Source organism: Pseudanabaenaceae cyanobacterium SKYG29, from assembly GCA_025055675.1.
GTDB lineage: Bacteria > Cyanobacteriota > Cyanobacteriia > Pseudanabaenales > Pseudanabaenaceae > M5B4.
Map to the genome: position 1 here is coordinate 231,909 of JANWWT010000003.1, position 22,763 is coordinate 254,671.

The window sequence follows — 22,763 nt, forward strand, 5'->3', positions numbered from 1 at the left end:
GATAGCACTTGGGAAGCGGTATGATAGAGTAGTCTTTTTCTGCAACAGCTATGGCTGAGCTATCAGAAATCGTGCAGGCTGCCCTGAGTTTACAGGAACGCATTGGAGCCACGAAGGGTTTTTTCTTGCCCTGGAGGCAGGCGGACAAAGTTGTTAAAAAACGCTGGGAACGTTGGCAACACGTCTGCGGTGATGAAAAGCGGTTTGTTAACCGACTGCGCTGGCTGGGTCTTCTGAGAAATCGCGGCTTTGCCTATGCGGTTTTAGGGTCTAAGCCTGTACCAGTAAAGCTGCCTTCTTGGACAGGGATACTAGACCAAGTCCTACACTACGAGGTACAAGCAGAGGATGCCCTTTATCTCCCGCAGGAGCCAGTCCCCTTTGCGCATCTGTGTCTCCCTTTCCTGGCAGTGGCAAGACAACGGTTACGCTTGAGCGATCGCTGGTCGGTAGTAGCTACCCCGCAAATCCTGGAGGTATTTTGTCACCAGTTGTTAGCTTGGCTGGTGAATTTAGCAGGGAGGGCATTTTTAGAGCAGTTTTCTCTCTTTCGTCTAGCTAAACAGCCCATGCTGGCACGTTTGATGATGCACTTGCCGAACTATCACAGTGACCAGCTCTACCAGGAGTTTGTTGCCCAACAAAGACAGGACAAGTTGCATTCATTTTTTACTACCTATCCCGTTCTGGCGCGGTTGATGTGTCGGGTAACGGAACTATGGATTGAAGCAACCCAGGAACTTACCGATCGTTTGGTGGCAGACTATGACCTGTTGGCGGAGAAGTTCGGGGTCAGCGGTAAGGTGGAAAAGGTGCAGCCCGAATTGGGTGACCCCCATAACGGCGGCAGGACAGTCACAGGCCTAGAGTTCAGCAATGGCAGCAGGGTAATTTACAAACCCCGTTCCCTCCAGGCAGAGCAGGCTTTCGCAGTATGGGTGGACTGGGTCAATAGCCTAGGGGGCATGTTGGACTTAAAGGCAGCTAGGGTAGTCGATCGAGGGGAGTACGGCTGGATGGAATTTATTGAGGCAGAAGCCTGCAGCGATCGGGCACAAGCGCAACGATACTACCAAAGGCTGGGGCAATTACTGACTCTGTTACATCTGCTGGGGGCTAACGACTGTCACGGAGAAAACCTAATTACCCAAGGTGAATACCCCGTTCTGGTGGACCTGGAGACCATCCTGAACCATGAATTTAGAGACACCAGTCCCCCTGGTTTAGGGGAGACAAGCGAAGCTCTGCGCCAGACCCAGGAATTTTTGAATAAATCCGTGATTCGGGTTGGTCTATTACCCCGTTGGGAAGGGAGCGGCGATAAAACCCTTGATCTAAGCGGTATGGGCATTGGCGAGCAAGCCCAAGTAGTTCAGGTGCCCAAGTGGGAGGATATAAATACAGATAAAATGCGGGTGACCCAAGTACCCCTAGAGATTAGACAGGAAAGCGCTAGCCCCAAAGCTGACCCCAGGGAATTTGTAGAGGAGTTTTTAGCAGGCTTCCAGCAGGCATGGCAGACAATTGCCCACCACAAGGAGCAAGCTCCCCTAGCAGCCCTACAAAACCTCAAGGTACGCTCTCTGTTTCGTTCTACTCAAGTTTATGCTGATATTATTGCCTCTGCCCTGAAGCCACAGTACCTGCGCAACGGTATTGACTTTAGTATCGAGTTGGAGCGCCTTGCCCGTCCCCTATTGTGGAGTGAAAAAGTACACCCCCTAGCACCAATAGTGGAGGCGGAAATTAAGGCGTTGTGGCAGTATGACATCCCCTGCTTCTGGGGCAATACCAGTGGGGTAGATATATGGGCACATAATCACCAGCCTCTAATCAAGAACTGTTTTACCTGTCCTAGTATTGCCCTGGTACAAAATAATCTCACCCATCTCACTCCCACTCATCTGGAACAACAGATGGAATTAATCCGCGGTTCCCTGTACGCTGTTGACCTGCAGACTACGAGACCCCTTGACCCCCAGAACTATACTTGGCAAGACCTCGCGCCTACGACAGGAGAGGAAGCGATCGGGACAGCTGTCGCAATTGGGGAGGAGTTGGCACGGCGAGCGTTTCGCGGACGGGACGGCAGTGTAACTTGGATTGGTCTGGGGTTAGTACCCAACGCCGATAAGTTTAGGTTGCAACCGGTAGAATACTCTCTCTACGATGGGGCAGTGGGGATTGCTCTGTTTTTGGCGGCTCTCTATCGCGAGACGGGACGGACGGAGTGGCGACAGTTAGCTCAGGGAGCAGTTAAACCCCTCCCTGCTATATTTCTCTACCAGGATTGGATATTGCCCTTCTTCTTGGACAGCGTGGGGTTGGGGGGAGCAGTTGGCTTGGGTTCGATCATCTATGGTTTGACGAAAATTAGCCAGTTCCTAGGGGATAAGTCTCTGTTGGATTTAGCCGATCGCTTTGCCCAGCTTGTGACCCCTGACCTCATTGCCAAGGACAAAATGTATGATGTGCTAGCAGGCAGCGCGGGGGCAATTTTGGGGCTGCTGAGTCTCTACCGTGCCAGCCATAGGGAACACCTAGTCGATCGGGCTAGGGAGTGTGCCCATCATCTCCTGTGCCACCGTACCCCTACTACTACTGGGCATTTAGCTTGGCAGGGACTGGATTTACCCCATTTGACGGGTTTTTCCCACGGACAGACGGGGATTGCCTATGCCCTCGTCCAACTCTACAGCTATACCAGGGAGGAGGAACTGCTGTCTGCTGCCCAGGAAGCCATTGCCTTTGAGGAGGCGGTGTTTATGCCCGATCGTCAGAACTATCCTGATTTTCGCAATGCTGACCCTAGTCTGTGTATGAATAGTTGGTGTCACGGTGCCTGTGGCATTACCCTGGGGCGGTTGGGCTGTCTCACCACCTTGGATAGTGCGGACTTGCGCACAACGATCGAGCGAGGTCTCCAAACCACGGGCAATGAGGCTTTCCAAACGATCGACCACCTCTGTTGCGGCAATCTGGGCAGGATGGAGACTCTCTTAACTGCTAGCCAAATTCTCGAGCGCCCCGACTTAGCGGAGAAAGTAAAATGGCAGCTGGCTAATCTGCTTCGGCGGGCCCAGCGAGTGGGGGGCTTTTATCTCCTGCCCCATATACCGACAGGAGTATTTAATCCGGGCTTTTTCCAGGGGTTGGCAGGGGTTGGTTATGCCATGCTAAGAATTGCTAAGCCCGCACAGTATCCATCGGTGCTGTTATGGCAATGACCTTGTCCCTGGTACCAGACCGTAGTAAGGTCGATCGTGGCGGTCGACTGCAGGATTTTATGGTGACTCCCGTCAAGGATGCCCTGTGGGAATGGAATCTGCTCAAGAATACTATCAACTTTTCCCTGGAATGGAAGGCAATGCTGGGTTATCGGGATGCAGAAATCGGCAATAGTCCTGTGGAGTGGCTACACCGCATTCATCCCGAAGACGTAGAAGCAGTGAGGAGCCGCCTAACAGCTCACTTCAACGGACAGACTCCTGACTTTCAATCAGAACATCGCCTGTTACATCGCGATGGTAGCTATCGCTGGGTGAGGGTGCGGGGACATACCCTGACCAATGGGGAGGGAGTAAAACATATCATGGTCGGTTTCCAAATCGACTTGACTCCCTACCGCCAGAGCCTCTCCACAATTCAGATGCAGAGGGTAACGATCGAGCCAATTGCCGATGCCATTCCCTTTCCGGCATTGATCATGACTGAGCCAGAGGGCACGATTCTATACTTCAACCAACAGTGTGAGGAACTCTTCCCCCAAATTCTGCCAGCAGACTGCTTCGATCCCAGAGGGCTGCCCTATAAGGAATTTTTCCCCCAATCGCCACCTCTCAATGGCAAGCCCTGTAGCCACGACATTCAGACCAAAGATAGTGGGCAATGGCTGCGCGCCCATATCTACCCCCTCACTGACCATCTCCAAGGCTTATATCTCACCTGCCTAGTGGACATAACCGAGCACAAGCAGGTAGAATTAGACCTTAACAATTTTTTGGCAAGCACCAAGGTCGACCCTCCTATCCAACCCTCTCTCACCAAGGTGTTCAGCTTTATTGAAGCTAACTACCGAGAAGGAATTGCCCTCAAGGATGTCGCTAAGGCAGTGGGTTATTCGCCCGCTTATTTGACCAGTATGGTGCAACAGGCCACAGGGAAAACAGTCAACCAGTGGATTACGGAATATCGTATGGCGGAGGCGCGGTTGTTGTTACTAAAAACTAATCAATCCATCCAGCAAATTGCTATGAGTGTGGGTTACAAAAGTGTGGAACACTTTATTCGCCAGTTCCGTCAAAACCATAATCAGACCCCCCAAGTTTGGCGTAAAGAGCATCTGAAGCAGTTAGGTCATGGACAAAAAGCAGCTAGAAAGTGAAATTATTGAGCGTGCCTGGCGGGATGAGGGGTTTCGGCAGTTACTCCTGGCAGACCCCAAGCGAGCAATTGGTGAGGTGTTAGGCTGGGAGCTGCCTGCTCATATCACTATTCACGTCCTGGAGGAGCAAACAGACACTCTCTATCTGGTCATTCCCCCTAACCCTAATGCTAAGGAGGAGAAAGCCCTCTCCCCCGAAGAGTTAGACTTGGTAGCGGGGGGCAGTATGTTTACGGTGATGGGACCCCAACGTTTGAGTCTGTGTTTGATTTGTCCCTAGGGAGCAAGTTCCAAAATCTCTGGCGCTCGGTTAGCCAGCCTTGGGTTTTCAGGACTTCGATCGTATTTGTCACTCTTTGCCTGAGTTCCGTGTACTGTAGCCCCTGGGGCAGGGCAATGGCTAGGCTCTGGAAGTGGGGGGTAGGATAAGCGGTAAAGCGAGGATTTTGCTGTAACCAGCTCAAGCTAGCCACCTGGTCTAAAATCATGCCATCTACCTTACGGGCAGCAAGGGCAAGGAAACCTTCTTGGTAGGTGTGAATGGCGATCGGTTGTGCCTGGGGTAAGGTCATCTGTAGCACACTGATGTTGCTGGAACTTTGCAAAACCGCAATGCGGGGGCGGAGGAGCTCGGATAAATTTAGCTCTTTGCGGTGGAGAATGACTGTCCGATCGGTGTAGTAGCTAGGGGAAAACACCACCAACCTCTGACGATTACCAGTTACAGTCATTTGGGCAATCACCATATCTACTGCCCCTTGCCAGAGAGCAGGTAAACGATCGGTATGTTTGAGGGGCACCAATTTCACCCTGTCCTTGCTCCCCAGTAGACGCAGCCCCAGCTCCTCCGCTAGATCAATTTCATAGCCCACCAGTTTACCCTGTTGATCCCGATAGGCTAGGGGCGGATTATGACTGCTAACACCAATAGTTAGAAAACCCCGCTCCTGAATTGCTGCCCACTCCGCTGCCCCCAGACTGTAATTACATCCCCACAAAAGTAAGGCCAGCAGTAGGGAGCGCCCCACTGCCATTAGCGTTTGGGAGCCATAACCATTGTCATGTTACGCCCTTCCTGTTTGGGAGCCTGCTGCACTTCCGCTATATCCTTCAAATCGTTTGCCATACGATTAAGCAATTCCCGTGCCAAGTCGGCGTGCTGAATTTCCCGCCCCCGAAACATCACGGTTGCTTTTACCTTGTCCCCCTCTTTGAGGAAGCGCTGGGCACTGTTAATGCGCACTTGGTAGTCATGTTCCTCAATTTTGTAGCGCATCTTGACTTCCTTGACTTCAGCAGTATGCTGCTTTTTCTTTGCCTCTTTTGCCCGTTTTTCCTTCTCAAATTTGAACTTGCCGTAGTCCATGATACGACATACAGGCGGGTCTGCCTTCTCCCCCACTAACACCAAGTCGAGTTCCTTCTCATCTGCTATCGCCATGGCTTCTTTAGGGGTCATAATCCCCAGTTGCGTACCATCCTCATCAATCACCCGAATTTGGGGAAAGCGGATGCGGTCGTTGATCATGGGAACGTCTTTAGCAGTGTTTTTATCCATGCAGTGTTATGGCGAGACTCCTTTAATTGTTAGTGTAACCGATCGCTAAAATTTCCTTGACCAGATCAATAGAAATTGTGTCAGTAACTGTGGCGGCACCGATTGTTGTGGGCAATACAAATCTTAGTTTACCCCCTTCTACTTTCTTATCACTCAGCAAGGCTCTGACAATTTCTGTACTATCTACAGAGCTGGGAATAGTATAGGGGAGCTTTGCTTTGCTAATTAGAGTAACCAGCCGTTGATGGCAATCCTCTGACCAAAAACCCCCTTGCACAGCAATCAGACTGGCTAAGACCATCCCTATTGCCACTGCCTCTCCATGATTGATTTTATAGTGCGTAGCTGTTTCAATCCCATGCCCGATCGTGTGACCAAAATTGAGGAGGGCACGTAACCCGCTTTCTTTCTCGTCCTTCATCACAATCTCCGCCTTAGCCTGGGCACAGCGGGTGATAATTTCTGTCAATAGAGGGGGAGGAAAATAGCGCCGTTGGTCTAGGTGGGGTAGACTTTCCAACAAGTGGAACAATTGGGCATCCCAAATTACCCCGTACTTGATCACCTCCGCCATCGCTGCACGGAACTCCCTAGGGGGCAAAGTTTGCAATACCCTAGGGTCAATCCACACCAAGCGGGGTTGATGAAACGCTCCAATTAAATTTTTACCCTGGGCATGGTTAATTCCTGTTTTGCCACCGATCGCGGCATCCACCATTGCTAGGAGGGAAGTAGGGACTTGCACAAAGTTAATCCCCCGTAACCAGGTGGCAGCAGCAAATCCCGTCATATCACCAATCACCCCCCCACCGAGGGCAAGCATGAGGGACGATCGTTCTAGGTAACAACTCTGGGCGCGGTCGTAGATTTTGTGTAGGGTAGAAGCTGTTTTGTAGCGTTCCCCGGGGGGTAGGAGTAACTCATAGGGTTCGAACTCCGCCCCTCGGAGACCTGCCATCAGCGGCTCCCCATAGTGGCGAAAAATACTGGGATGGGACACAACCAACACCTTGGGACTTTTCTGCCCTAGCCCCCGTTCCCTAAGAGCAAATCCCACCTGAGCAAGGCTACCAGGCTCAATCACAATATCATAGCCAGACTGGGGCAACCCCAAAGAAACAACAGGCATTAATCTTCGTGGTCTTCAAAGGGATCACTCAAAGTCTTGCTGGGGGGGCCAAAGGCAGTGTAGATGGCCAAGCCCGTTAAACAAATAACAAAGGCAGCCAAAGTAAGGGCGATAGAGGTAGCACTTGCCATGATGGAGTTGTATTTCCTGCTGTAACTGCTACGATTATAGTATCAATAACTTTGGTGGAAAAGGTTATATGTCACAACGCACATGGCTAGGGGACATTTTACGCCCCCTCAACTCTGAGTATGGCAAGGTCTCTCGCGGCTGGGGCACCACCCCACTCATGGGAGTATTCATGGGTTTATTTTTGGTCTTTTTGCTGATTATCCTCCAGATTTACAACTCCTCCCTGATTCTGGAAGGGGTGGAACTGAACTGGGGTGGCTAATCTAGGGCGGGGCAGGGACTCTCCTTGCCCTTGATATTCTTATTTAGGGAGCGACTATGAACATATTTGGCTTAGGTTTGCCAGAGATAGCGGTGATTCTGGTGGTGGCGCTGCTAGTCTTCGGTCCGAAGAAGCTACCGGAAATTGGTAGGAGTATGGGTAAAGCAATTAAGAGCTTCAAGGAGGCTTCCCGCGAGTTTGAAACGGAATTCCGCAAGGAGGTAGAAGCCCTAGAGCAGCAAAACTCCCCCACCTCAGAGACCAAGGAAACTACTGCTCCTGATGCCTAACCCTTGCCTGCTTGTTGGTCTTGGTAACCCTGGACAAAAGTACGACTGCACCAGGCACAATGTGGGTTTTATGGCAGTGGACTATCTGGCGCAGCAATGGGGCATTACCCTCAAAGTGGAAAAGAAATTCCAGGGGGAGTGGGGTACTAGTGGGGAATGGTATTTCCTCAAACCTCATACCTACATGAACCGATCGGGGGAAGCGGTGGCGGCAGTTGTGCAGTGGTATAAGCTCACCCCCTCTGAAGTATTGGTAATTTACGATGATTTAGACCTGCCTTTGGGCAAAATTCGGCTGCGCAAGAGCGGGTCAGCGGGAGGACACAATGGCATGCGATCGATTATTAGCCACCTGCACACCCAGGATTTTCCCCGATTGCGTATAGGGATTAGTAGTGACCAACGATCGGTGAGTGAGACAGTAGATTATGTGCTGGGGAAATTTACGTCTACGGAAATGGCAGTTTTACCCCCCGTGTTTCGCCTAGTGGCAGAATGCTTAGAAATGATACAAACAGAGGGTATAGATAAAGCTATGAGTATTTACAACTCCCTCGGTCGACGAGGCTCTCCAGTCGAGAGTGTGAATTTGTCTTAATCTATGACAAATGACCCGTTGATGGAGTTATTTACTACTATTAAAACACGGCAGCAGCAGCCCCAGGAGGAATCTTATACCTGTAAACTTTTAGCCAAGGGGGAAAACTCCATCCTCAAAAAATTAGGAGAAGAAATGGTGGAATTAGTGATGGCTTGTAAGGATAGAGATGGGGATAAAATTGCTGCTGAAACTGTTGATGTGCTTTATCATCTTTTAGTTGCCCTTGCCTATTACGAAGTAGATTTAACGGCAGTTTACCAAGTGCTCGTCTCCCGTCGCAAATAGTTACTCTGCAATTAACTACAAAGCCCATACTATACCAAATCGCGCCCTACTACCCATTGCAGAATGGGGGTACTGGCTTTCCAAACCTGGAATTTCCCTACAGGGGCGGGTTGCTCGATCGTGACCCTCTGCAGACTCCCCCCTATTTTTCGTTGCCATTCATAGACGAGGGCTTGGCTTTCCAGGGTGACAGCATTGGCAACCAGTCTGCCCCCAGGGGGTAACTTTGCCCAGCAGGTTTCTAACAGGAGGGGTGTGGTAATACCGCCACCGATAAAGATGGCATCGGGGGTTGGTAAATTTTCTAGCACTTGGGGGGCTACCCCTTGAATAATCTGTAAGTGGGGTACGCCGAGGGCACTGGCGTTGGTAGCGATGTAGTCAGTACGAGTTTTTTCGATCGCTATGGCGCGGCAACGGGGGTGACTGCGCAACCACTCTATGGCAATGGAACCACAACCAGCCCCCACATCCCACAGGAGTTCTCCAGGGGCAGGACTGAGGGCAGACAGGGTAAGGGCGCGGATGGGTTGTTTAGTTAGTTGTCCATCGTGGTGGTAGGCAGAGTCGGGCAGCCCGGGGAGACGGGAACGGAGCAGGGGAGTTTTGCGACTACGGCACTCGATCGCTACTAGGTTCAAATCCGCAAACCTGGCAGCGGGGTCATATTCAACAATTGTTTCCTGTTTGCCCCCCAAATGGGATAAGACCCTAATCTCACTCTCACCGTAGCCTGTCTCTTGCAAAACTTTGGCGATCTGATGGGGTGTGTCGCCATTACTACTCAAGACCAGCAAGCGGGCATGGGGATACAGATAACTGCGTAACAGATCAACAGGTCTACCACAGAGACTGAGAGTTTCTACATCTTCTAAACACCACGCTCTAGTAGTCTCAACCGCTGACAATCTGGCACAAGCTAGCGTGAAAGCAGACAGAGACGGAATAACCACACTACCAGGAAAAGCTTGCAGGATCATCTTGCCACCCCCATACCACAGGGGATCACCACTAGCTAACACACACACCGATCGGTCTTGGTACTCTTTTATAACAGCGATTGTTTTCTGGATCGGTTTTTGCCAGGGAATGACAATCTTACCCCTAGTATCCACCATCCCCAAGTGACGCTCTCCCCCCACCAAAACCTCCGCATTAGCTACTAACGATCGAGCACTTTCTGTCAATCCTGCGCAACCATCTTCGCCAATACCAACGATCGTAATCATTACTCAATGATGAGAAATAAGCTCAACTACTGAGTATAGAATATGTGATAATTTTTACCAATACTATAGCTAGAATCGATACTAAACTTTCACTCAGTGTGTAACACTGATAACATTTATAGCAAGTAATGTAATTGTTTATACTAAGCTGAGTAGACAATATTTATAAACAGCAAATATAGATATGGTAGGTACAGTACTAGATTAAAAAATTATGTATTTTTAGGCAATTCTCTTGCATCATCATTTAGTTCAGTTTATAGTAGTTTCTGTTCCTTGGCACATAAAAAGAAGGAGAATCAGAATGCAACCAATTGAGTTCTTGCAAGTGATATTGAGGCGGATTGATCTGCAAGAAGATGACCGCAAGTTATTGCAGGCTCATGCAGATTGGGCTAAGACAGTAGCTCCAGAAATGGCAGATGTCTTCTACAGCTACCTAGCTCGGGATGAAGAAATGAACGCCATTTTGAACGCCAAAGAAGGTAGGATTCATCGTTTACGGGATACATTTTGTACCTGGTTTCATGAGATGTTCACTGGTGTAGATGAATGGGATAAAACCTATGCAGAATCTCGTTGGCGTATTGGCGTAGTCCATGCTCGGATTGGCATTGGACCACAACATGTTGTACCGGCTATGGCAATTGTAGTGACAGCAGTCAGGCAGGCTTTACGGCGAGATAATAAACCCGAAAGTCTAGCGGATGCCCTCAGTAAAATCTGTATGATTGACCTAGCTTTTATTGAGCAGGCAGCAACTAGTGCCATCCTCAAAGAAACAGGTTGGACAGAGGGATTATTCAAGCGTCTCATCACAGCTGGTGCTAGCGCTATGTAAATTGGCTGAACAATTTTGTCATCAACTTTTCTATCCACAAGAAGGAGACTAATCCATGATCGATCTAAACAAAATTGAAAATACTCTTGCGCGTTTCTGCTCTAATACCAGCAATGTGCAAGGCGTTGCCCTGGTTTCCCTCGATGGTTTAACTATTGCCGCCCATTTACCGAGGGGTATGGATGATGAACGGGTGTCTGCTATGTCAGCTGCCATGTTATCTCTGAGTGAAAGAATTGGGCGAGAATTGCAACGGGGAAAGGTGGAACGCATTTTGGTAGAAGGGGAGAACGGTTTTGGTATTCTCACTAGTTGTACGCAGGAGTCTGTACTCCTGGTATTGACTGACCAACAGGCAAGACTGGGTTTGATTAATCTGGAATTGAGGGCAATTGTACCTGAGCTGCAAAAATATATTGGTGTGACCAGTGCGGTTGCTGTATAGATTCTCTCTATTTTGAGGTAAAAGCAATGCAAATTATGCGGATTGTTGTCACTGGCACAGTGGGAGCAGGAAAGTCCACTTTTGTCCGCACGGTCAGTGAAATTGAGCCCGTAGAAACCGACCAGGCTGCCACCGATGAGACAGCTACCATGAAAACTCACACCACTGTGGCAATGGATTTTGGGCGGTTGCACTTCGGGACACAAACTTCTCTCCACGTCTACGGCACACCAGGGCAGGAAAGATTCGATTTCATGTGGGATATTCTCATCCGTAAAGCTCATGCCTTCATTTTGCTGGTCAGTTCCCATCGTCCTCAGGACTTGCGGGGGGCGCGCAAAATCCTCTCCTTCATGCGCTATCGGGCAAAGATTCCTTTTCTCATAGGTCTGACACACACGGATTTGCCAAATGCATGGTCAATGGAAGACATCAGTGTGGCTTTGGGATTTACCGACAGTCATTCCCGACCCCCTATTTGTCGGGTCGATCCTCGGGATCGCGTTTCTGCTGTGCAAACTCTAGTTGAGCTAATCCAGGAATACACCAGACAGAAAAGGGCGGTTCGGGTGGGTTCACCAAATTGTGTGCAGACGGTCCAAAGGAGTTGAATATGGGGATCAGCGGTTACTTGTCGGAATTTTCTCTGGCAGAAGTGTTTCGGTTGTTAGAACAGGGCAAAAAGACTGGTTGTCTGCGCATTCGCCCAATTCTGGGAAGTGCTAGCTTCAGTGTTTGTCAGATTTTCTTCAAGCAGGGCTATGTGGTGACAGCGAAAACTAATAACTCTGTCTCTCTTCCCGCAATGATTGAGAAAAATGGCTGGCTACGTCCCTCAACAATTCAGCGCCTGGTCGATGTTTGTAGCAGTAGTCCTTATCTGGGTATTTGCTTAAAAGAACGCAGTGTTTTGAGTCATCAACAACTGGAAGTCCTTTTCAAGCAGCAAGTACTGACTCCTATTCCCCAACTATTTACCCTCTCAGAGGGATGGTTTGAATTTGAAGAGAATCATCTTCTGCCTCTCAATGATATAACTGGGTTGTTGGCTTCCCCTATGGATATTGCCCTTGTGGGATTGCGTATCTTGAAGGATTGGACACCTCTAATGGATAAGCTACCACAACCCCAATCAAATCTAATGCCTCTGGTAAAGGGAAAACCTCCCTATCGTCTTTCAGCGCAGGAGTGGCGTGTGTGGGAGCAAATTGACGGTCATAGTTCTAGCAAGCAAATCAGTGCTAACCTGGGGTTAGAAGTTGTAGAAGTACAAAAAATTGTTTTTCGCTTGATAGTGATTGGATTAGTGGAAGAGATGGAAACTGTATCTGTGATCCCTGAAGAGGAAAGCCTGGCTCTGACTGAGCAAGACGAAATACCATCTTCTTTCCTGGATGGATTACTCTCTTTTCTGCGCTCTAAAGCTTAGGATAAGTAGTCTGGGATACTAAATCTGCGGAGGGGGTGTGGTAGTTACTATCTACCTGTACCTCAATTTTCATGGCTGCTACTGTCCGAGTACTTGACCAAAACTTGGTTCTCGTCTACCAGGAAATCCCCTATATATCTGCAGTCACGATCGATGTTTGGTTTAGGGGGGGGACAGTCATGGAAACCACAGAGAACCGGGGGGTTGCCCACTTTGTTGAGCACATGGTGTTTAAGGGCACAGAACGCGTAAAGCCAGGGGAATTCGATCGGTTAGTGGAAGCTTTGGGCGGTGTGACTAGTGCAGCCACCAGTTATGACTATACCCGTTATTCTCTTACTGCACCGCAGGAACATTTCCCAAAAGTGTTGCCCTACTTAGGAGAAATGCTGTTAGGGGCACAAATTCCTGAAACGGAACTCGAAGCAGAACGACAGGTAGTTTTGGCGGAACTGGCGCAAGCCTGGAGCAATCCCGACTGGCTGAGTTATCAATTTCTGCTTGCCACTATCTTTGCTAATCATCCCTACGGTAGCCCTGTGATTGGGTCAGAGGCGGAAGTTAAGCAACTGCAGCGAGAGCATCTGTGCTCTTTCCATCGCCAGTTTTACCAAAATAGCCCGATCGTAGTAGTAGTAGTCGGCTCTGTTTCCCTTGCTCAAGTCATAGAACAGGTGCAATCTGCCTTCAGTCGCCGTACCTCTTCTCCCCCTGCCTGCTCCTACTACCCTGTTCACCCCCTGCCTGGCATTGTCCGCGAAGAGCTAAACTTACCCCCTATTGCCCAAGACCGCCTTTTATTAGCTTGGCTGGGACCCCCAGCTACTGACCTCAAAGGCACGATCGGCATGGAACTCCTTTCTACTGTCCTGGGGGAGGGGCGCAATTCCCGCCTGTCTGCCCATCTCAAGCCCTGGGGTAATCATGTCAGTAGCGGTTTTATTGCCCAACAGTGGGGGGGATTCTTGACCATCAGTACCCATTTGGAACAAAGGAACAGAGCAGCTGTGGAACTTACTGCCCTGCAGGCAATAGAACAGCTAGCTACTACCCCCCTCGCCGAGGCGGAACTAAAACGGGCACAACGATCGGTAAACCACAGTTTTGCCTTTTTGATGGAGTCCCCTACGGAACTAGCCCACTTCTTAGGGTATTATGCCCTCCTAGGGGCTTACGACCTTTGTCTCCATTGGGACGATGCCTATCCTGCCTTGGTACGGCAAATTAACGCTGCTGACCTAATGGCATTGGCACAGACCTATCTCCTTCGGGACCGGTATGTCTCCCTCCACATCAGTGGTGCCTAGCTACCCGCTACTACCTGGCGGATCAGGGGCAGACGGTCCTGGATGTAGCGATGCAATGCTATACACTGGTTGCGGTCCAAACCCGATACCTCCCGCATACGATCGAGCAGCCATAGTTTAAGCCGTTCATCGTCCATTGGCAGGACTTGTTGGGGGTTTAGGTGTTGGACAGTGTTCCAAAATAGGCGTAGGATGGCTGGTTGCACGGTACTCACCTCAGTCTTAACAACTTCTTAAGAATTCCTTCCTTCCTTATTGAAGCACTAATATGCTAGAAGCGACGAAAATCACACAAAAAGCAACACAGTGGCATCCCCCTGCCCCGATCGAATGTAAAGACCGTAGTAAAATTAGGATCAGATTGATGAGGGAAATGTGGACAAGGGCACGCTGGTAGAAGTCAAGCTCAACGGACATTATCGCTTGTTACTGATTGCCGGCACGGAAGGCAAAAAGCACCTGCAAGCCACTGATGAAAACGGCATCACCCACACCATCCACCCCCGTGAAATCGCCTATGTTGTGCCCCATAGCCGTCTCCTCGATGCCAGTCAGATTCCCCAGTTTCGCGATCGAGTCCAGACTTACCTTGACCCTAGTCAGTTGGAATTAGCGTGGGAAGTGCTGCAGGGACAATCTACTACGCCGGAACAGTTAGCTGATCTGTTATTTTCCGCCACTGATAGTCACACTTGCTATGCTGCTTACTGTTTGTTAAGAGAGGACAAGATTTATTTCAAGCAGAAGGGTCAAGTGTATGAGACGCGTCCCCCCAGCCAGGTGGAAGAGATTAAGCACCAAATGACGGTTGCTCAGCAGAAGGCGCAGGAAAATCAACAATTTGTCGATAAACTCCAGGCAAGATTGCAGGGGGAAATAGTGGAGTGGACTGCTAGTGAGCGCCAGCGCCTAGAGTGTTTGGAACGCTATGTACTGCACCCCCAAGAGATTACCGAACGGGAGCGCACTCAAGCCCAGGAAATACTGACGATTGCTAAACGTCTGAAGACGGAAGCAGCCGCCTTTGACCTCCTAGTAGATTTGGGGCTTTGGTCTGTCCACGAAAACCTTGCTCTCAAACGTAGCCAAATACCCGTCGCTTTTCCTCCCGAAGTGCTAACCTTGGCAGCAGAGCGTTTGCATAACCCACCCCCCGATATGTCTCACCGCCTGGATTTACGTCACCTGCGCACTTATACGATCGATGACATCTCTACGACTGAAATCGATGACGGTCTCAGTATTGACAACGATCGGATTTGGATTCACATAGCTGACCCGACGCGGTGGGTGTTGCCAGGGGATGCCCTAGAGCTAGAAGCCAGGCGCAGAGCTACGACGGTTTACTTGCCCACGGGGATGATTCCTATGTTTCCCCAGGAATTGGCGACAGGGCCTATGAGTTTGGTGCAGGGGCAGGAGTGTTGTGCCCTGTCCTTTGGGGTAGTCTTAGCAGAGGATGGCAGTATTAGGGACTGGCAGATTGCCACAACTTTAGTGTGTCCCACCTACCGCCTGACCTACGACGATGTGACGGAAATGTTAGAGATTGGGGCAGAGGCAGACCTCGATCGGTTGTATTACTGGGCAAAGAAGCGGGAGCAGTGGCGGTTGTGTCAAGGGGCAGTAGCCATTCACTTACCAGAGACAAGTATTAAGGTCAAAGGGGATGAGGTGACATTACAGCTGTTGGAGGATTCCCCCTCACGGCAGTTGGTCTCGGAGATGATGATCCTGGCGGGAGAAATAGCAGCACGGTTTGCGATTGAGAAACAAATTCCTGTCCCTTTTCGTAGTCAAGCGCCTCCCCATTTACCCCCTACCGAGGAACTAGAGCAAATCCCTAATGGGGTGGCTAAGGCATGGGCAATCTGTCGCACTATGTCCAAATCAGAGGTGAGTTTAGAACCCCAACCCCACGCTGGGCTGGGTCTACCTGCCTATGTACAAGCTACTTCGCCCATTCGGCGTTACGGAGACTTGATTGTGCATTACCAAATCAAAGCTGCCTTGCTGGGTCAGCCTCCCATATTTACGGCACAGCAGGTACAGGAGCTAATTGGCATGATTGATGCTGCTACCTACGATGCAGTCCAAGTGGAAAGACAAACAAATCGCTACTGGAGTTTGGAATATTTGCGTCGCCATCAAGATACGGTATGGCAAGCAGTGTTTTTGGATTGGTTGAAAGAAACCGATCGGTTGGGTTTGATTTTGCTGGAAGAGTTGGGTTTGAAGTTACCAATCAAGATGACAAGGCAGGTGAACAGAGGGGAGCATTTACAGGTAAAAGTCAGTATGGTCAACCCCCGTGCAGATGTCATTCAGTTTCAGGAGATGATCAATCCCTAGCTGGAACAACCGATTGGGATAATCTGGCTTAGTAAGATAGGGGAGCTTTCCATTGGCAAGGCTAGTTTTGTTTCTGTTAGAGTCGGGGAATCTCGGTAATAGTGTCTTTGATGCTGAGACGAGGGTAGATGAATTCCATTCCTTGGTGACGATCGTATCTATATTTTAGCCTTGGGTCTCTTTAGGTAGGGTAGCCTGGCAACAAGGGAATATAAGGTTGGTCTTGCTCTGCTATGTATTAGGGAGTGCCCTCCCGTCTAGGTTATTAGGGATTAGGGAAAATCTTGTGTTTTTTTACCATTGCCATAGGAGAAGTTTATTATAATCCTATAGTCTAAATTAATCGCTTTTGTTAAAAATGGCAATACTATTTTGGAGGATGGTTAGGATAGTCATAATTTTGCTGAGAGACAGGGAGGGAGCTTTGCATTTTTGCTTTCGTTGAAAACCAAGCATGAGTTGCTGCCACTAGGGTTCAAATACTTGACAAAAGTTATTGACATCGCGAAACAGAGGGAGTAGTTCTACGGGAGATATAAACTAGAGGGTAGCGTTCCTATAGCTTAGTGGTTCTTCTGTCTTTCAGACCAAGCCCTTATCCCAAACTAACGTAGTATTGTATTGTTTAATGCAAAATTATCAGCTATAGTGATAGCCTCCTACTATGACTAAACTAAACGTATTTTTTTCCTGCGATAACATTTTTCTCTATAACGATGACATTCTGACGACTGTTGCCATTAGTCATAATACTATAGATTTAATTGTCACTTCCCCCCCCTACAATGTCGATATAAATTATCACTCTCAGCGGGATGATCTTGCCTACAGCGAGTATTTAGAGTTTACGAGGGCATGGCTGGGTAGATGTTTTTCGTTCTTGAAGGATGATGGCAGGTTGTGCTTGAATATTCCCCTGGATAAAAACAAAGGTGGGCAGCAAAGTGTAGGGGCTGATGTGACCACGATCGCTAAACAGGTGGGATTTCAATATCATGCTACTATCATCTGGAATGAGGGGAATATATCGCGGCGGACGGCTTGGGGGTCTTGGATGAGTGCTAGCGCTCCTTTTGTCATTGCACCTGTCGAGTTAATACTGGTTTTATACAAAAAGCAATGGCGTAAAATTAATGGTACTAAGAAATCAGACATAACCAGAAGTGAATTTATGGAATGGACAAATGGGATGTGGACATTTAATGGAGAAAGTAAGAAAAAATCGGACATCCTGCGCCCTTCCCCTTAGAATTACCCCGACGTTGTATTAAACTCTTTAGCTTTGTAGGCGATACTGTCCTTGACCCCTTTGCTGGCAGTGGTACTACGCTGATAGCAGCAGCAATGCTCAACAGAATTAGTATAGGGGTGGAGATAGATACAGCCTATTGTGAACTGGCTAGAAAACGCATTCTTTCAACTCCTGAGTTAATCCAGAAAACTCTGCCTTTAGAGGAGGAGATGTATGATAATTGAGCTGGTTAAGGAGTACTTCTGTGCTCACCCTAAGCAAGACATTGAGCATAGTCCTGTAGTGGATTCGGTAACTGAGCAATGGCTAAACCCCCGCGGCATCCCTAGCGCACTCAGCTCGGGAGGCTCGCCGACCGAATTCGTGGTCTACATCAAAAACGCTGGCTTATAGATGTCCAAGAACGTGATACTGAAATTCTAAAAACCTTTGAGAAGTATAACGTCGATGACCATATCGGATGGAAGCAAAGACCTCCATCTGATTAAATAGTAGAGAGGTAGTGCATCAACATTGGGCATGGAAGAAATTTTGGGCAAGCTAAGACGGAAAGAGGGCAACTGGGTGCAGTGGGGACAGTGGTGCCAAGAATTACAAAAAGGAGGCATGACTACTCAAGCTATCTTTGAGCAAACAGGCTTTGAACCTATCCACCAAAACCAACTGATTGTCGCTAGTCAGGTCTATCAAACAATTGTTAACTCTGTCTCCCCTGCTGTCCTGGAGTTTTTCACCCAGAAAGGCAGTGATATTTTGTACGAACTGAGAATTTTACCCCAGACCGATCGGGTGGCTGCTGCTGAATTAGTCGTGCAGATGGGATTAAACAGTGAAGAGACAAGGCAAATGGCAAAAGCTGTACGGGATTTTAATTTACTAAGTTCTCCCCCACCCGATTTCACTAACCACCCAGGGGATGCTGTTGCCTACCAAGTGTGGAAAACCATTAGCTCGGCAGGCTCGCTAACCTCGGCAGGCTCGCTAACCTCGACAGGCTCATCAATTTCACCTACTCAACGTGCCCAATTGATCAGCAAGGGGTTGCGGTTTGCTTATTCCGAAAGTGCCCGTAAACAAATTGAACAGCTCCTTGCCACTGCCATCGATCGTCCAACTATCCCTGTAGCTCGGTTGCCCATTTATCGTTTGGAGGCAGAAGAACAACTCCCTCGGCTGTTTCCCGTAGTAGGTAAGTTACCGCTTACAGTGGCAGATTGGTCTGCTGTACCCGTGGTTAATCTGCTCGAACCCTTTGGTATGGTGCAATATGAGGGTGCAGGGGTCAGACAAGCCTGGATTGCTCTCCCTGGTTGGCGGGTAGTCAAAGATATACAAGATGGGGTGATTGTCCTTGCCGATACTGATACTCTGTCGACCTACTCAGGGCAGGAGATTCCCAGCAGTTTTCCCGATCGCCCGGAAGAAATTCTGTTGCTCATCGATCGTGCCCAGCGCCAATGGGACAAAGAGGGTTTCTTTGTCGTAGCAGAGGGTGAGGAATTATATCTGAGGCACTTTCCCAGCGCACCTGAGGTGAAATTATGGGGCAGATTGATGCTAGTCTTACGACAACCCCGCGTATTGGAGGATGCAGAAGCCGATGACCCCTGGACTTGGGAGGAGTGAAATGGATAAACGGGTAGTAGCCACGGGCGTACGGGATTTGCTGCCTTTGGATGTGGTGCAGAAGCGCTGGATTGAACAGAACTTGCAGACCGCTTTTCAACAATGGGGCTACCAATGCGTGATTACCCCCACCCTGGAAACTGTGGAGGTCTTGAGTGCAGGGGGGATGGTTAAACCAGAGTCGGTGATCCAAATCCGATCGGGGGACTATAAAGCAGTGGGACTACGCCCAGAAATGACTGCTTCTATTGCCCGTGCCTACAGCTCCCGCCTAGAGGTGGAAACTTTACCCCAACGTCTGTACTATCTGGGCAGTGTGTTTCGCAATGTGCCAGGGCAGAAGGAGACCTATCAAGCGGGGGTGGAGTTACTGGGAGCAGAAGGTTTAGCTGCAGACGGGGAAATTCTCCTGTTGGTGCGGGACTGCCTCCAGCGCCTGGAATTGCAGGACTATGACATCATCTTAGGGGATGAAAGTTTTACCTACACTCTCTTGCAGTCTTTTTCCCATAAATTCCGTGCCCCCATTCGTAAATGTTTAGCAGAACTCGATCGGGTGGGCTTAGAGCAGTTGGACATCCCTAGTGAAACTAAAGCCCAAGCCCTAGAGTTAATGGAATTGCGGGGGAAACCCAACACCGTTTTTGCCAGATGCCGTGCCCTGCCTTGGGTAGCGAATCTGCGGGACAAGTTGGACTACCTCAAAAACCTAGTAGAATTGGTAGGAGACGATCGGTTAGTGTTGGATTTCAGCCTAATTCAAGACTTTGACTACTACACGGGCATTGTGTTTGAGGTAGTGAGCGGCAACCTAGTTATCAGTCAGGGGGGGCGCTACGACCAATTATTAGGTTTATATCATCCCCAAGGCAGGAGCTATCCCAGCGTTGGCTTTTCCTGGAACATTGAAGCCCTACACAAATCCCTGGGGACTGTTTTACCCCAGCGTACCCCCACTCCCGATTGGTTAGTAGTACCCCTCAGTGAAGCAGTGTTGCCCCAAGCCTTTGTCCATGCCGATCGCCTGCGGAAAGACACTTTGCCCCAGCGGGTAGAAATCTACATCGGTGACCCAGGGGAAGAAGCGGTGATGACCTATGCCCGCAGTAAGGAAATTCCCCATATTGTTTGGCTACAATTGGATGGGACAACGACAGAGACCAATCTCACGATCGCTGAACTAGAGGGATAGGGATGGAGGAATGGGTAGTTAGCACCATGGAGCGCCTGGGGTACGTGGGCATTGCTCTGCTCATGTTCTTGGAGAATCTATTTCCTCCCATTCCCTCGGAAGTGATTATGCCCCTGGCGGGGTTCACGGTGGCTAAGGGGGAGATGACCATGCCCCTGGCAATTACAGCGGGTGTGGTGGGGACATTGCTGGGAGCGGTACCCTGGTACGGGGCGGGGTGGCTGTTGGGGCAGGAAAGACTGAGTCAATTCCTCGATCGTTTACCCCGTTGGACTGGTCTGTCAGGGGAGGACATCACCAAAGCCAGTGCCTGGTTTGAGCAACATGGTCAGAAAGCGGTCTTGCTAGGGCGACTAGTACCAGGAGTGAGGACATTGATTTCGGTGCCGGCAGGGATTGCCCGTATGTCCCCTGTGACATTTTTTAGCTATTCCACGGTCGGGATTATAGGCTGGACAACTTTCCTTGCCTACAGTGGCTATCTTTTGGGAGCGAACTACAAACTAATTGAGCCTTACATTGATACCCTGTCCAAAATTGTGTTAGTAATTTTAGGTGCGGCATTTGGCGTATTTCTGTATAACCGATACAAACAGAGGCGGGACAATGACCAGTAATCTCCAAGCAATTGTACAAAATACGAAGCGGAGTGCTCAGAGTGTAGCCAGTTTGCCTACGGCGGGAAAGAATCATGCCCTAGAAGTAATTGCCCAGACCCTAGAACAACACATCCCCCGCATCCTAGAGGCTAACCGCCAAGATGTAGAGCAGGCATACAAAGACGAATTGCCCGCACCCCTCATTAACCGTCTCAAGTTGGACGAGAAGAAGGTCAAGGGGATGATCGAGGGCGTAAGGACTGTCGCCCAATTACCTGACCCTGTGGGGGTAAGACAAATTCACCGAGAATTGACCCCGGGTTTAATTTTGGAGCGGATTACTGTGCCCTTGGGGGTAGTAGGAGTAATTTTTGAAGCCCGACCCGATGCCGTTACCCAAATTGCCAGTCTGGCAATCAAATCAGGGAATGGAGCAATTTTGAAAGGAGGAAAGGAAGCCCTCAACTCCTGTACGGTTTTGGTGGAACTAATCCAGGCTGCCCTTAGGGAGACAGAGGTGAGTCCCCACACGATCGAATTAGTCACCACTAGGGGGGAAGTCCTAGAACTACTCAACCTAGATAATGACATTGATTTAATCATTCCCAGGGGGTCTAACGAATTTGTGCGCTTTATCCAATCCCACACCAAGATTCCCGTTTTGGGGCACGCCGAGGGACTCTGCCACTTATATATCGACGCTGAGGCTGACCTAGATATGGCAGTAGAGGTAACGATCGATAGCAAGACCCAATACCCTGCTGCCTGCAATGCCATTGAAACGCTGCTGGTGCATAGTGCGATTGCGCCAGACTTTCTCAGCCGTTGCCTACCTCAGTTAGAGGCAAAGCAAGTGGAGGTGCGGGGTTGCGACCGTACCCGTAGTTTGTTCCCTGGACTCAAACCTGCTACGGCAGAGGACTGGCGGACAGAATACTGTGCCCTCATCTTGGCGGTAAAGGTGGTGGACAGCCTCGAGGAAGCCATTACTCACATCAATACCTACGGCTCGCGGCATACAGAAGCGATTGTAACCACTAACTCCGACCACGCCCGCAAGTTTCAACAGGAAGTTGATGCTGCGGGGGTCTACCACAATTGCTCTACTCGGTTTGCCGATGGTTTCCGCTATGGTTTTGGGGCAGAAGTGGGCATTAGCACCCAGAAACTGCCGCCGCGGGGTCCTGTTGGTTTAGAGGGGCTAGTTACCTATCGCTATTACCTTACAGGCAAGGGGCACACTGTTGCTGCCACCCAGTCCTTTACCCACCGTGACCTACCCCTTGGGAGCCTTGCTGACCAATGAGACTATCACAAGCAAAACGATCGTTGTGGGAAATAGTACAGCAAATAAGCTTCTTTCAGGATTTACCCCCAAGTTGTCTAGAGGTGATTGTGGAGCAAGGATTCCCTATGACCTTACCTCCCTATGAATACGTTTTTTGGGAACAGGAATGGGGAGATTGTTTCTTTGTCATTTTGCAAGGGCAAGTAGAAATGATTTCCCTGGCAAAAGGGTGTCTAATTAGGGTCTTGCAACAAGGGGACTTTTTCGGAGAAATCGCCGTTTTGTTGAATACCCCCCGCTCTCTGTCGGTACGCACGATCGCTCCCACTCGTTTATTTGCCATTGAACAATCGGTTCTCAACCAGCTTTTTATGCAATCACCCCAACTGGCGGCTAAGGTTACCGAAGCTCTTTGTGCCCGCTGGAATGAACTAATTGATTTAGGAATATTTAGTGAGGCAGACCGTTATTTATCTCCTAAGGAAGCGATGCAGCTGATCTACCGCCGTATTCGTTTAGTATTCAACAACCTACCTCCTTTACAGCAACTTTCGAGTTAAAA

Annotated in this window: 25 protein-coding genes; 19 read left to right on the plus strand and 6 right to left on the minus strand. The window is 49.5% G+C overall.

Annotated elements, in window-relative coordinates; genetic code table 11:
* Positions 1 to 50: 50 nt before the first annotated feature.
* Genes NZM01_07335 through NZM01_07345 form a run of 3 tightly spaced genes read left to right on the plus strand, consistent with a single transcriptional unit; the run spans position 51 to position 4,664 of the window.
* Positions 51 to 3,227, plus strand: a complete 3,177-nt coding sequence (locus NZM01_07335; protein MCS6959845.1) for a type 2 lanthipeptide synthetase LanM family protein — start codon at positions 51 to 53, stop codon at positions 3,225 to 3,227.
* Positions 3,218 to 4,384: a helix-turn-helix domain-containing protein gene (locus tag NZM01_07340; protein MCS6959846.1), complete on the plus strand. Its 1,167-nt coding sequence runs from the start codon at positions 3,218 to 3,220 to the stop codon at positions 4,382 to 4,384. The genes NZM01_07335 and NZM01_07340 overlap by 10 nt, the downstream gene beginning before the upstream one ends.
* Positions 4,359 to 4,664 (plus strand): NHLP leader peptide family RiPP precursor, encoded by a 306-nt coding sequence (locus tag NZM01_07345; GenBank protein MCS6959847.1) that lies wholly within the window; start codon positions 4,359 to 4,361, stop codon positions 4,662 to 4,664. Before NZM01_07340 ends, NZM01_07345 begins: the two co-directional genes overlap by 26 nt.
* Here the strand turns inward: NZM01_07345 and NZM01_07350 are convergent.
* From NZM01_07350 to psbN, 4 genes are read right to left on the minus strand one after another with little or no spacing between them, the layout of a single operon-like run.
* Positions 4,615 to 5,418: a transporter substrate-binding domain-containing protein gene (locus NZM01_07350; protein ID MCS6959848.1), complete on the minus strand. Its 804-nt coding sequence runs from the start codon at positions 5,416 to 5,418 to the stop codon at positions 4,615 to 4,617. The genes NZM01_07345 and NZM01_07350 overlap by 50 nt on opposite strands.
* Positions 5,418 to 5,942: a translation initiation factor IF-3 gene (gene infC / locus NZM01_07355; protein ID MCS6959849.1), complete on the minus strand. Its 525-nt coding sequence runs from the start codon at positions 5,940 to 5,942 to the stop codon at positions 5,418 to 5,420. Before infC ends, NZM01_07350 begins: the two co-directional genes overlap by 1 nt.
* Before the next feature lie 22 nt (positions 5,943 to 5,964).
* Positions 5,965 to 7,071: a 3-dehydroquinate synthase gene (gene aroB, locus NZM01_07360; protein MCS6959850.1), complete on the minus strand. Its 1,107-nt coding sequence runs from the start codon at positions 7,069 to 7,071 to the stop codon at positions 5,965 to 5,967.
* Complete coding sequence (gene psbN / locus NZM01_07365) at positions 7,071 to 7,202, minus strand: photosystem II reaction center protein PsbN (GenBank protein MCS6959851.1); 132 nt, start codon at positions 7,200 to 7,202, stop codon at positions 7,071 to 7,073. The genes aroB and psbN overlap by 1 nt, the downstream gene beginning before the upstream one ends.
* A 68-nt stretch (positions 7,203 to 7,270) precedes the next feature.
* Here psbN and psbH point away from each other — a divergent pair, with 68 nt between their 5' ends.
* From psbH to hisE, 4 genes are read left to right on the plus strand one after another with little or no spacing between them, the layout of a single operon-like run.
* Complete coding sequence (psbH, locus tag NZM01_07370) at positions 7,271 to 7,465, plus strand: photosystem II reaction center protein PsbH (GenBank protein ID MCS6959852.1); 195 nt, start codon at positions 7,271 to 7,273, stop codon at positions 7,463 to 7,465.
* A gap of 56 nt (positions 7,466 to 7,521) precedes the next feature.
* The gene (locus NZM01_07375) at positions 7,522 to 7,755 is read left to right on the plus strand and encodes a TatA/E family twin arginine-targeting protein translocase (GenBank protein MCS6959853.1); all 234 of its coding nucleotides are present in this window, start codon (positions 7,522 to 7,524) and stop codon (positions 7,753 to 7,755) included.
* A complete protein-coding gene (gene pth, locus NZM01_07380; GenBank protein MCS6959854.1) occupies positions 7,748 to 8,353 on the plus strand; it encodes an aminoacyl-tRNA hydrolase in 606 nt (201 codons plus the stop codon). Before NZM01_07375 ends, pth begins: the two co-directional genes overlap by 8 nt.
* A 3-nt stretch (positions 8,354 to 8,356) precedes the next feature.
* Positions 8,357 to 8,641: a phosphoribosyl-ATP diphosphatase gene (gene hisE / locus NZM01_07385; protein ID MCS6959855.1), complete on the plus strand. Its 285-nt coding sequence runs from the start codon at positions 8,357 to 8,359 to the stop codon at positions 8,639 to 8,641.
* 29 nt (positions 8,642 to 8,670) lie between these two features.
* On the opposite strand, the gene cbiE is transcribed toward hisE, so the two are convergent.
* A complete protein-coding gene (gene cbiE / locus NZM01_07390; GenBank protein ID MCS6959856.1) occupies positions 8,671 to 9,870 on the minus strand; it encodes a precorrin-6y C5,15-methyltransferase (decarboxylating) subunit CbiE in 1,200 nt (399 codons plus the stop codon).
* Between the two features lie 304 nt (positions 9,871 to 10,174).
* Here cbiE and NZM01_07395 point away from each other — a divergent pair, with 304 nt between their 5' ends.
* From NZM01_07395 to NZM01_07415, 5 genes are all read left to right on the plus strand, one after another.
* Positions 10,175 to 10,711, plus strand: a complete 537-nt coding sequence (locus NZM01_07395) for a protoglobin domain-containing protein (GenBank protein MCS6959857.1) — start codon at positions 10,175 to 10,177, stop codon at positions 10,709 to 10,711.
* 55 nt (positions 10,712 to 10,766) lie between these two features.
* Positions 10,767 to 11,156, plus strand: coding sequence for a roadblock/LC7 domain-containing protein (locus NZM01_07400; GenBank protein ID MCS6959858.1), 390 nt, complete (start codon positions 10,767 to 10,769; stop codon positions 11,154 to 11,156).
* 26 nt (positions 11,157 to 11,182) lie between these two features.
* Entirely contained in the window at positions 11,183 to 11,767 is a 585-nt protein-coding gene (locus tag NZM01_07405; protein MCS6959859.1) for an ATP/GTP-binding protein, read from the plus strand.
* Positions 11,768 to 11,769: 2 nt separating this feature from the next.
* On the plus strand, positions 11,770 to 12,585 hold the full coding sequence (locus NZM01_07410) for a DUF4388 domain-containing protein (GenBank protein MCS6959860.1): 816 nt from the start codon (positions 11,770 to 11,772) through the stop codon (positions 12,583 to 12,585).
* 71 nt (positions 12,586 to 12,656) lie between these two features.
* Positions 12,657 to 13,892, plus strand: a complete 1,236-nt coding sequence (locus NZM01_07415) for an insulinase family protein (GenBank protein MCS6959861.1) — start codon at positions 12,657 to 12,659, stop codon at positions 13,890 to 13,892.
* Here the strand turns inward: NZM01_07415 and NZM01_07420 are convergent.
* Positions 13,889 to 14,098, minus strand: a complete 210-nt coding sequence (locus tag NZM01_07420) for a hypothetical protein (protein MCS6959862.1) — start codon at positions 14,096 to 14,098, stop codon at positions 13,889 to 13,891. The two genes, NZM01_07415 and NZM01_07420, sit on opposite strands and share 4 nt — an antisense overlap.
* 169 nt (positions 14,099 to 14,267) lie before the next feature.
* Here NZM01_07420 and NZM01_07425 point away from each other — a divergent pair, with 169 nt between their 5' ends.
* The 7 genes from NZM01_07425 to NZM01_07455 all read left to right on the plus strand — a co-directional run bounded on the left by NZM01_07425 (position 14,268) and on the right by NZM01_07455 (position 22,761).
* The gene (locus NZM01_07425; GenBank protein ID MCS6959863.1) at positions 14,268 to 16,244 is read left to right on the plus strand and encodes a ribonuclease R; all 1,977 of its coding nucleotides are present in this window, start codon (positions 14,268 to 14,270) and stop codon (positions 16,242 to 16,244) included.
* A gap of 664 nt (positions 16,245 to 16,908) precedes the next feature.
* On the plus strand, positions 16,909 to 17,493 hold the full coding sequence (locus NZM01_07430; protein MCS6959864.1) for a site-specific DNA-methyltransferase: 585 nt from the start codon (positions 16,909 to 16,911) through the stop codon (positions 17,491 to 17,493).
* Between the two features lie 522 nt (positions 17,494 to 18,015).
* Positions 18,016 to 19,122 (plus strand): hypothetical protein, encoded by a 1,107-nt coding sequence (locus NZM01_07435; GenBank protein ID MCS6959865.1) that lies wholly within the window; start codon positions 18,016 to 18,018, stop codon positions 19,120 to 19,122.
* Between the two features lies 1 nt (position 19,123).
* Positions 19,124 to 20,314, plus strand: coding sequence for an ATP phosphoribosyltransferase regulatory subunit (locus NZM01_07440; GenBank protein MCS6959866.1), 1,191 nt, complete (start codon positions 19,124 to 19,126; stop codon positions 20,312 to 20,314).
* Between the two features lie 2 nt (positions 20,315 to 20,316).
* Complete coding sequence (locus NZM01_07445; protein MCS6959867.1) at positions 20,317 to 20,931, plus strand: DedA family protein; 615 nt, start codon at positions 20,317 to 20,319, stop codon at positions 20,929 to 20,931.
* Positions 20,921 to 22,219 carry a glutamate-5-semialdehyde dehydrogenase gene (locus NZM01_07450; protein MCS6959868.1) on the plus strand — a complete coding sequence of 433 codons (1,299 nt, stop codon included), beginning with the start codon at positions 20,921 to 20,923 and terminating at the stop codon, positions 22,217 to 22,219. Before NZM01_07445 ends, NZM01_07450 begins: the two co-directional genes overlap by 11 nt.
* A complete protein-coding gene (locus NZM01_07455) occupies positions 22,216 to 22,761 on the plus strand; it encodes a cyclic nucleotide-binding domain-containing protein (protein ID MCS6959869.1) in 546 nt (181 codons plus the stop codon). Before NZM01_07450 ends, NZM01_07455 begins: the two co-directional genes overlap by 4 nt.
* Positions 22,762 to 22,763: the final 2 nt, after the last annotated feature.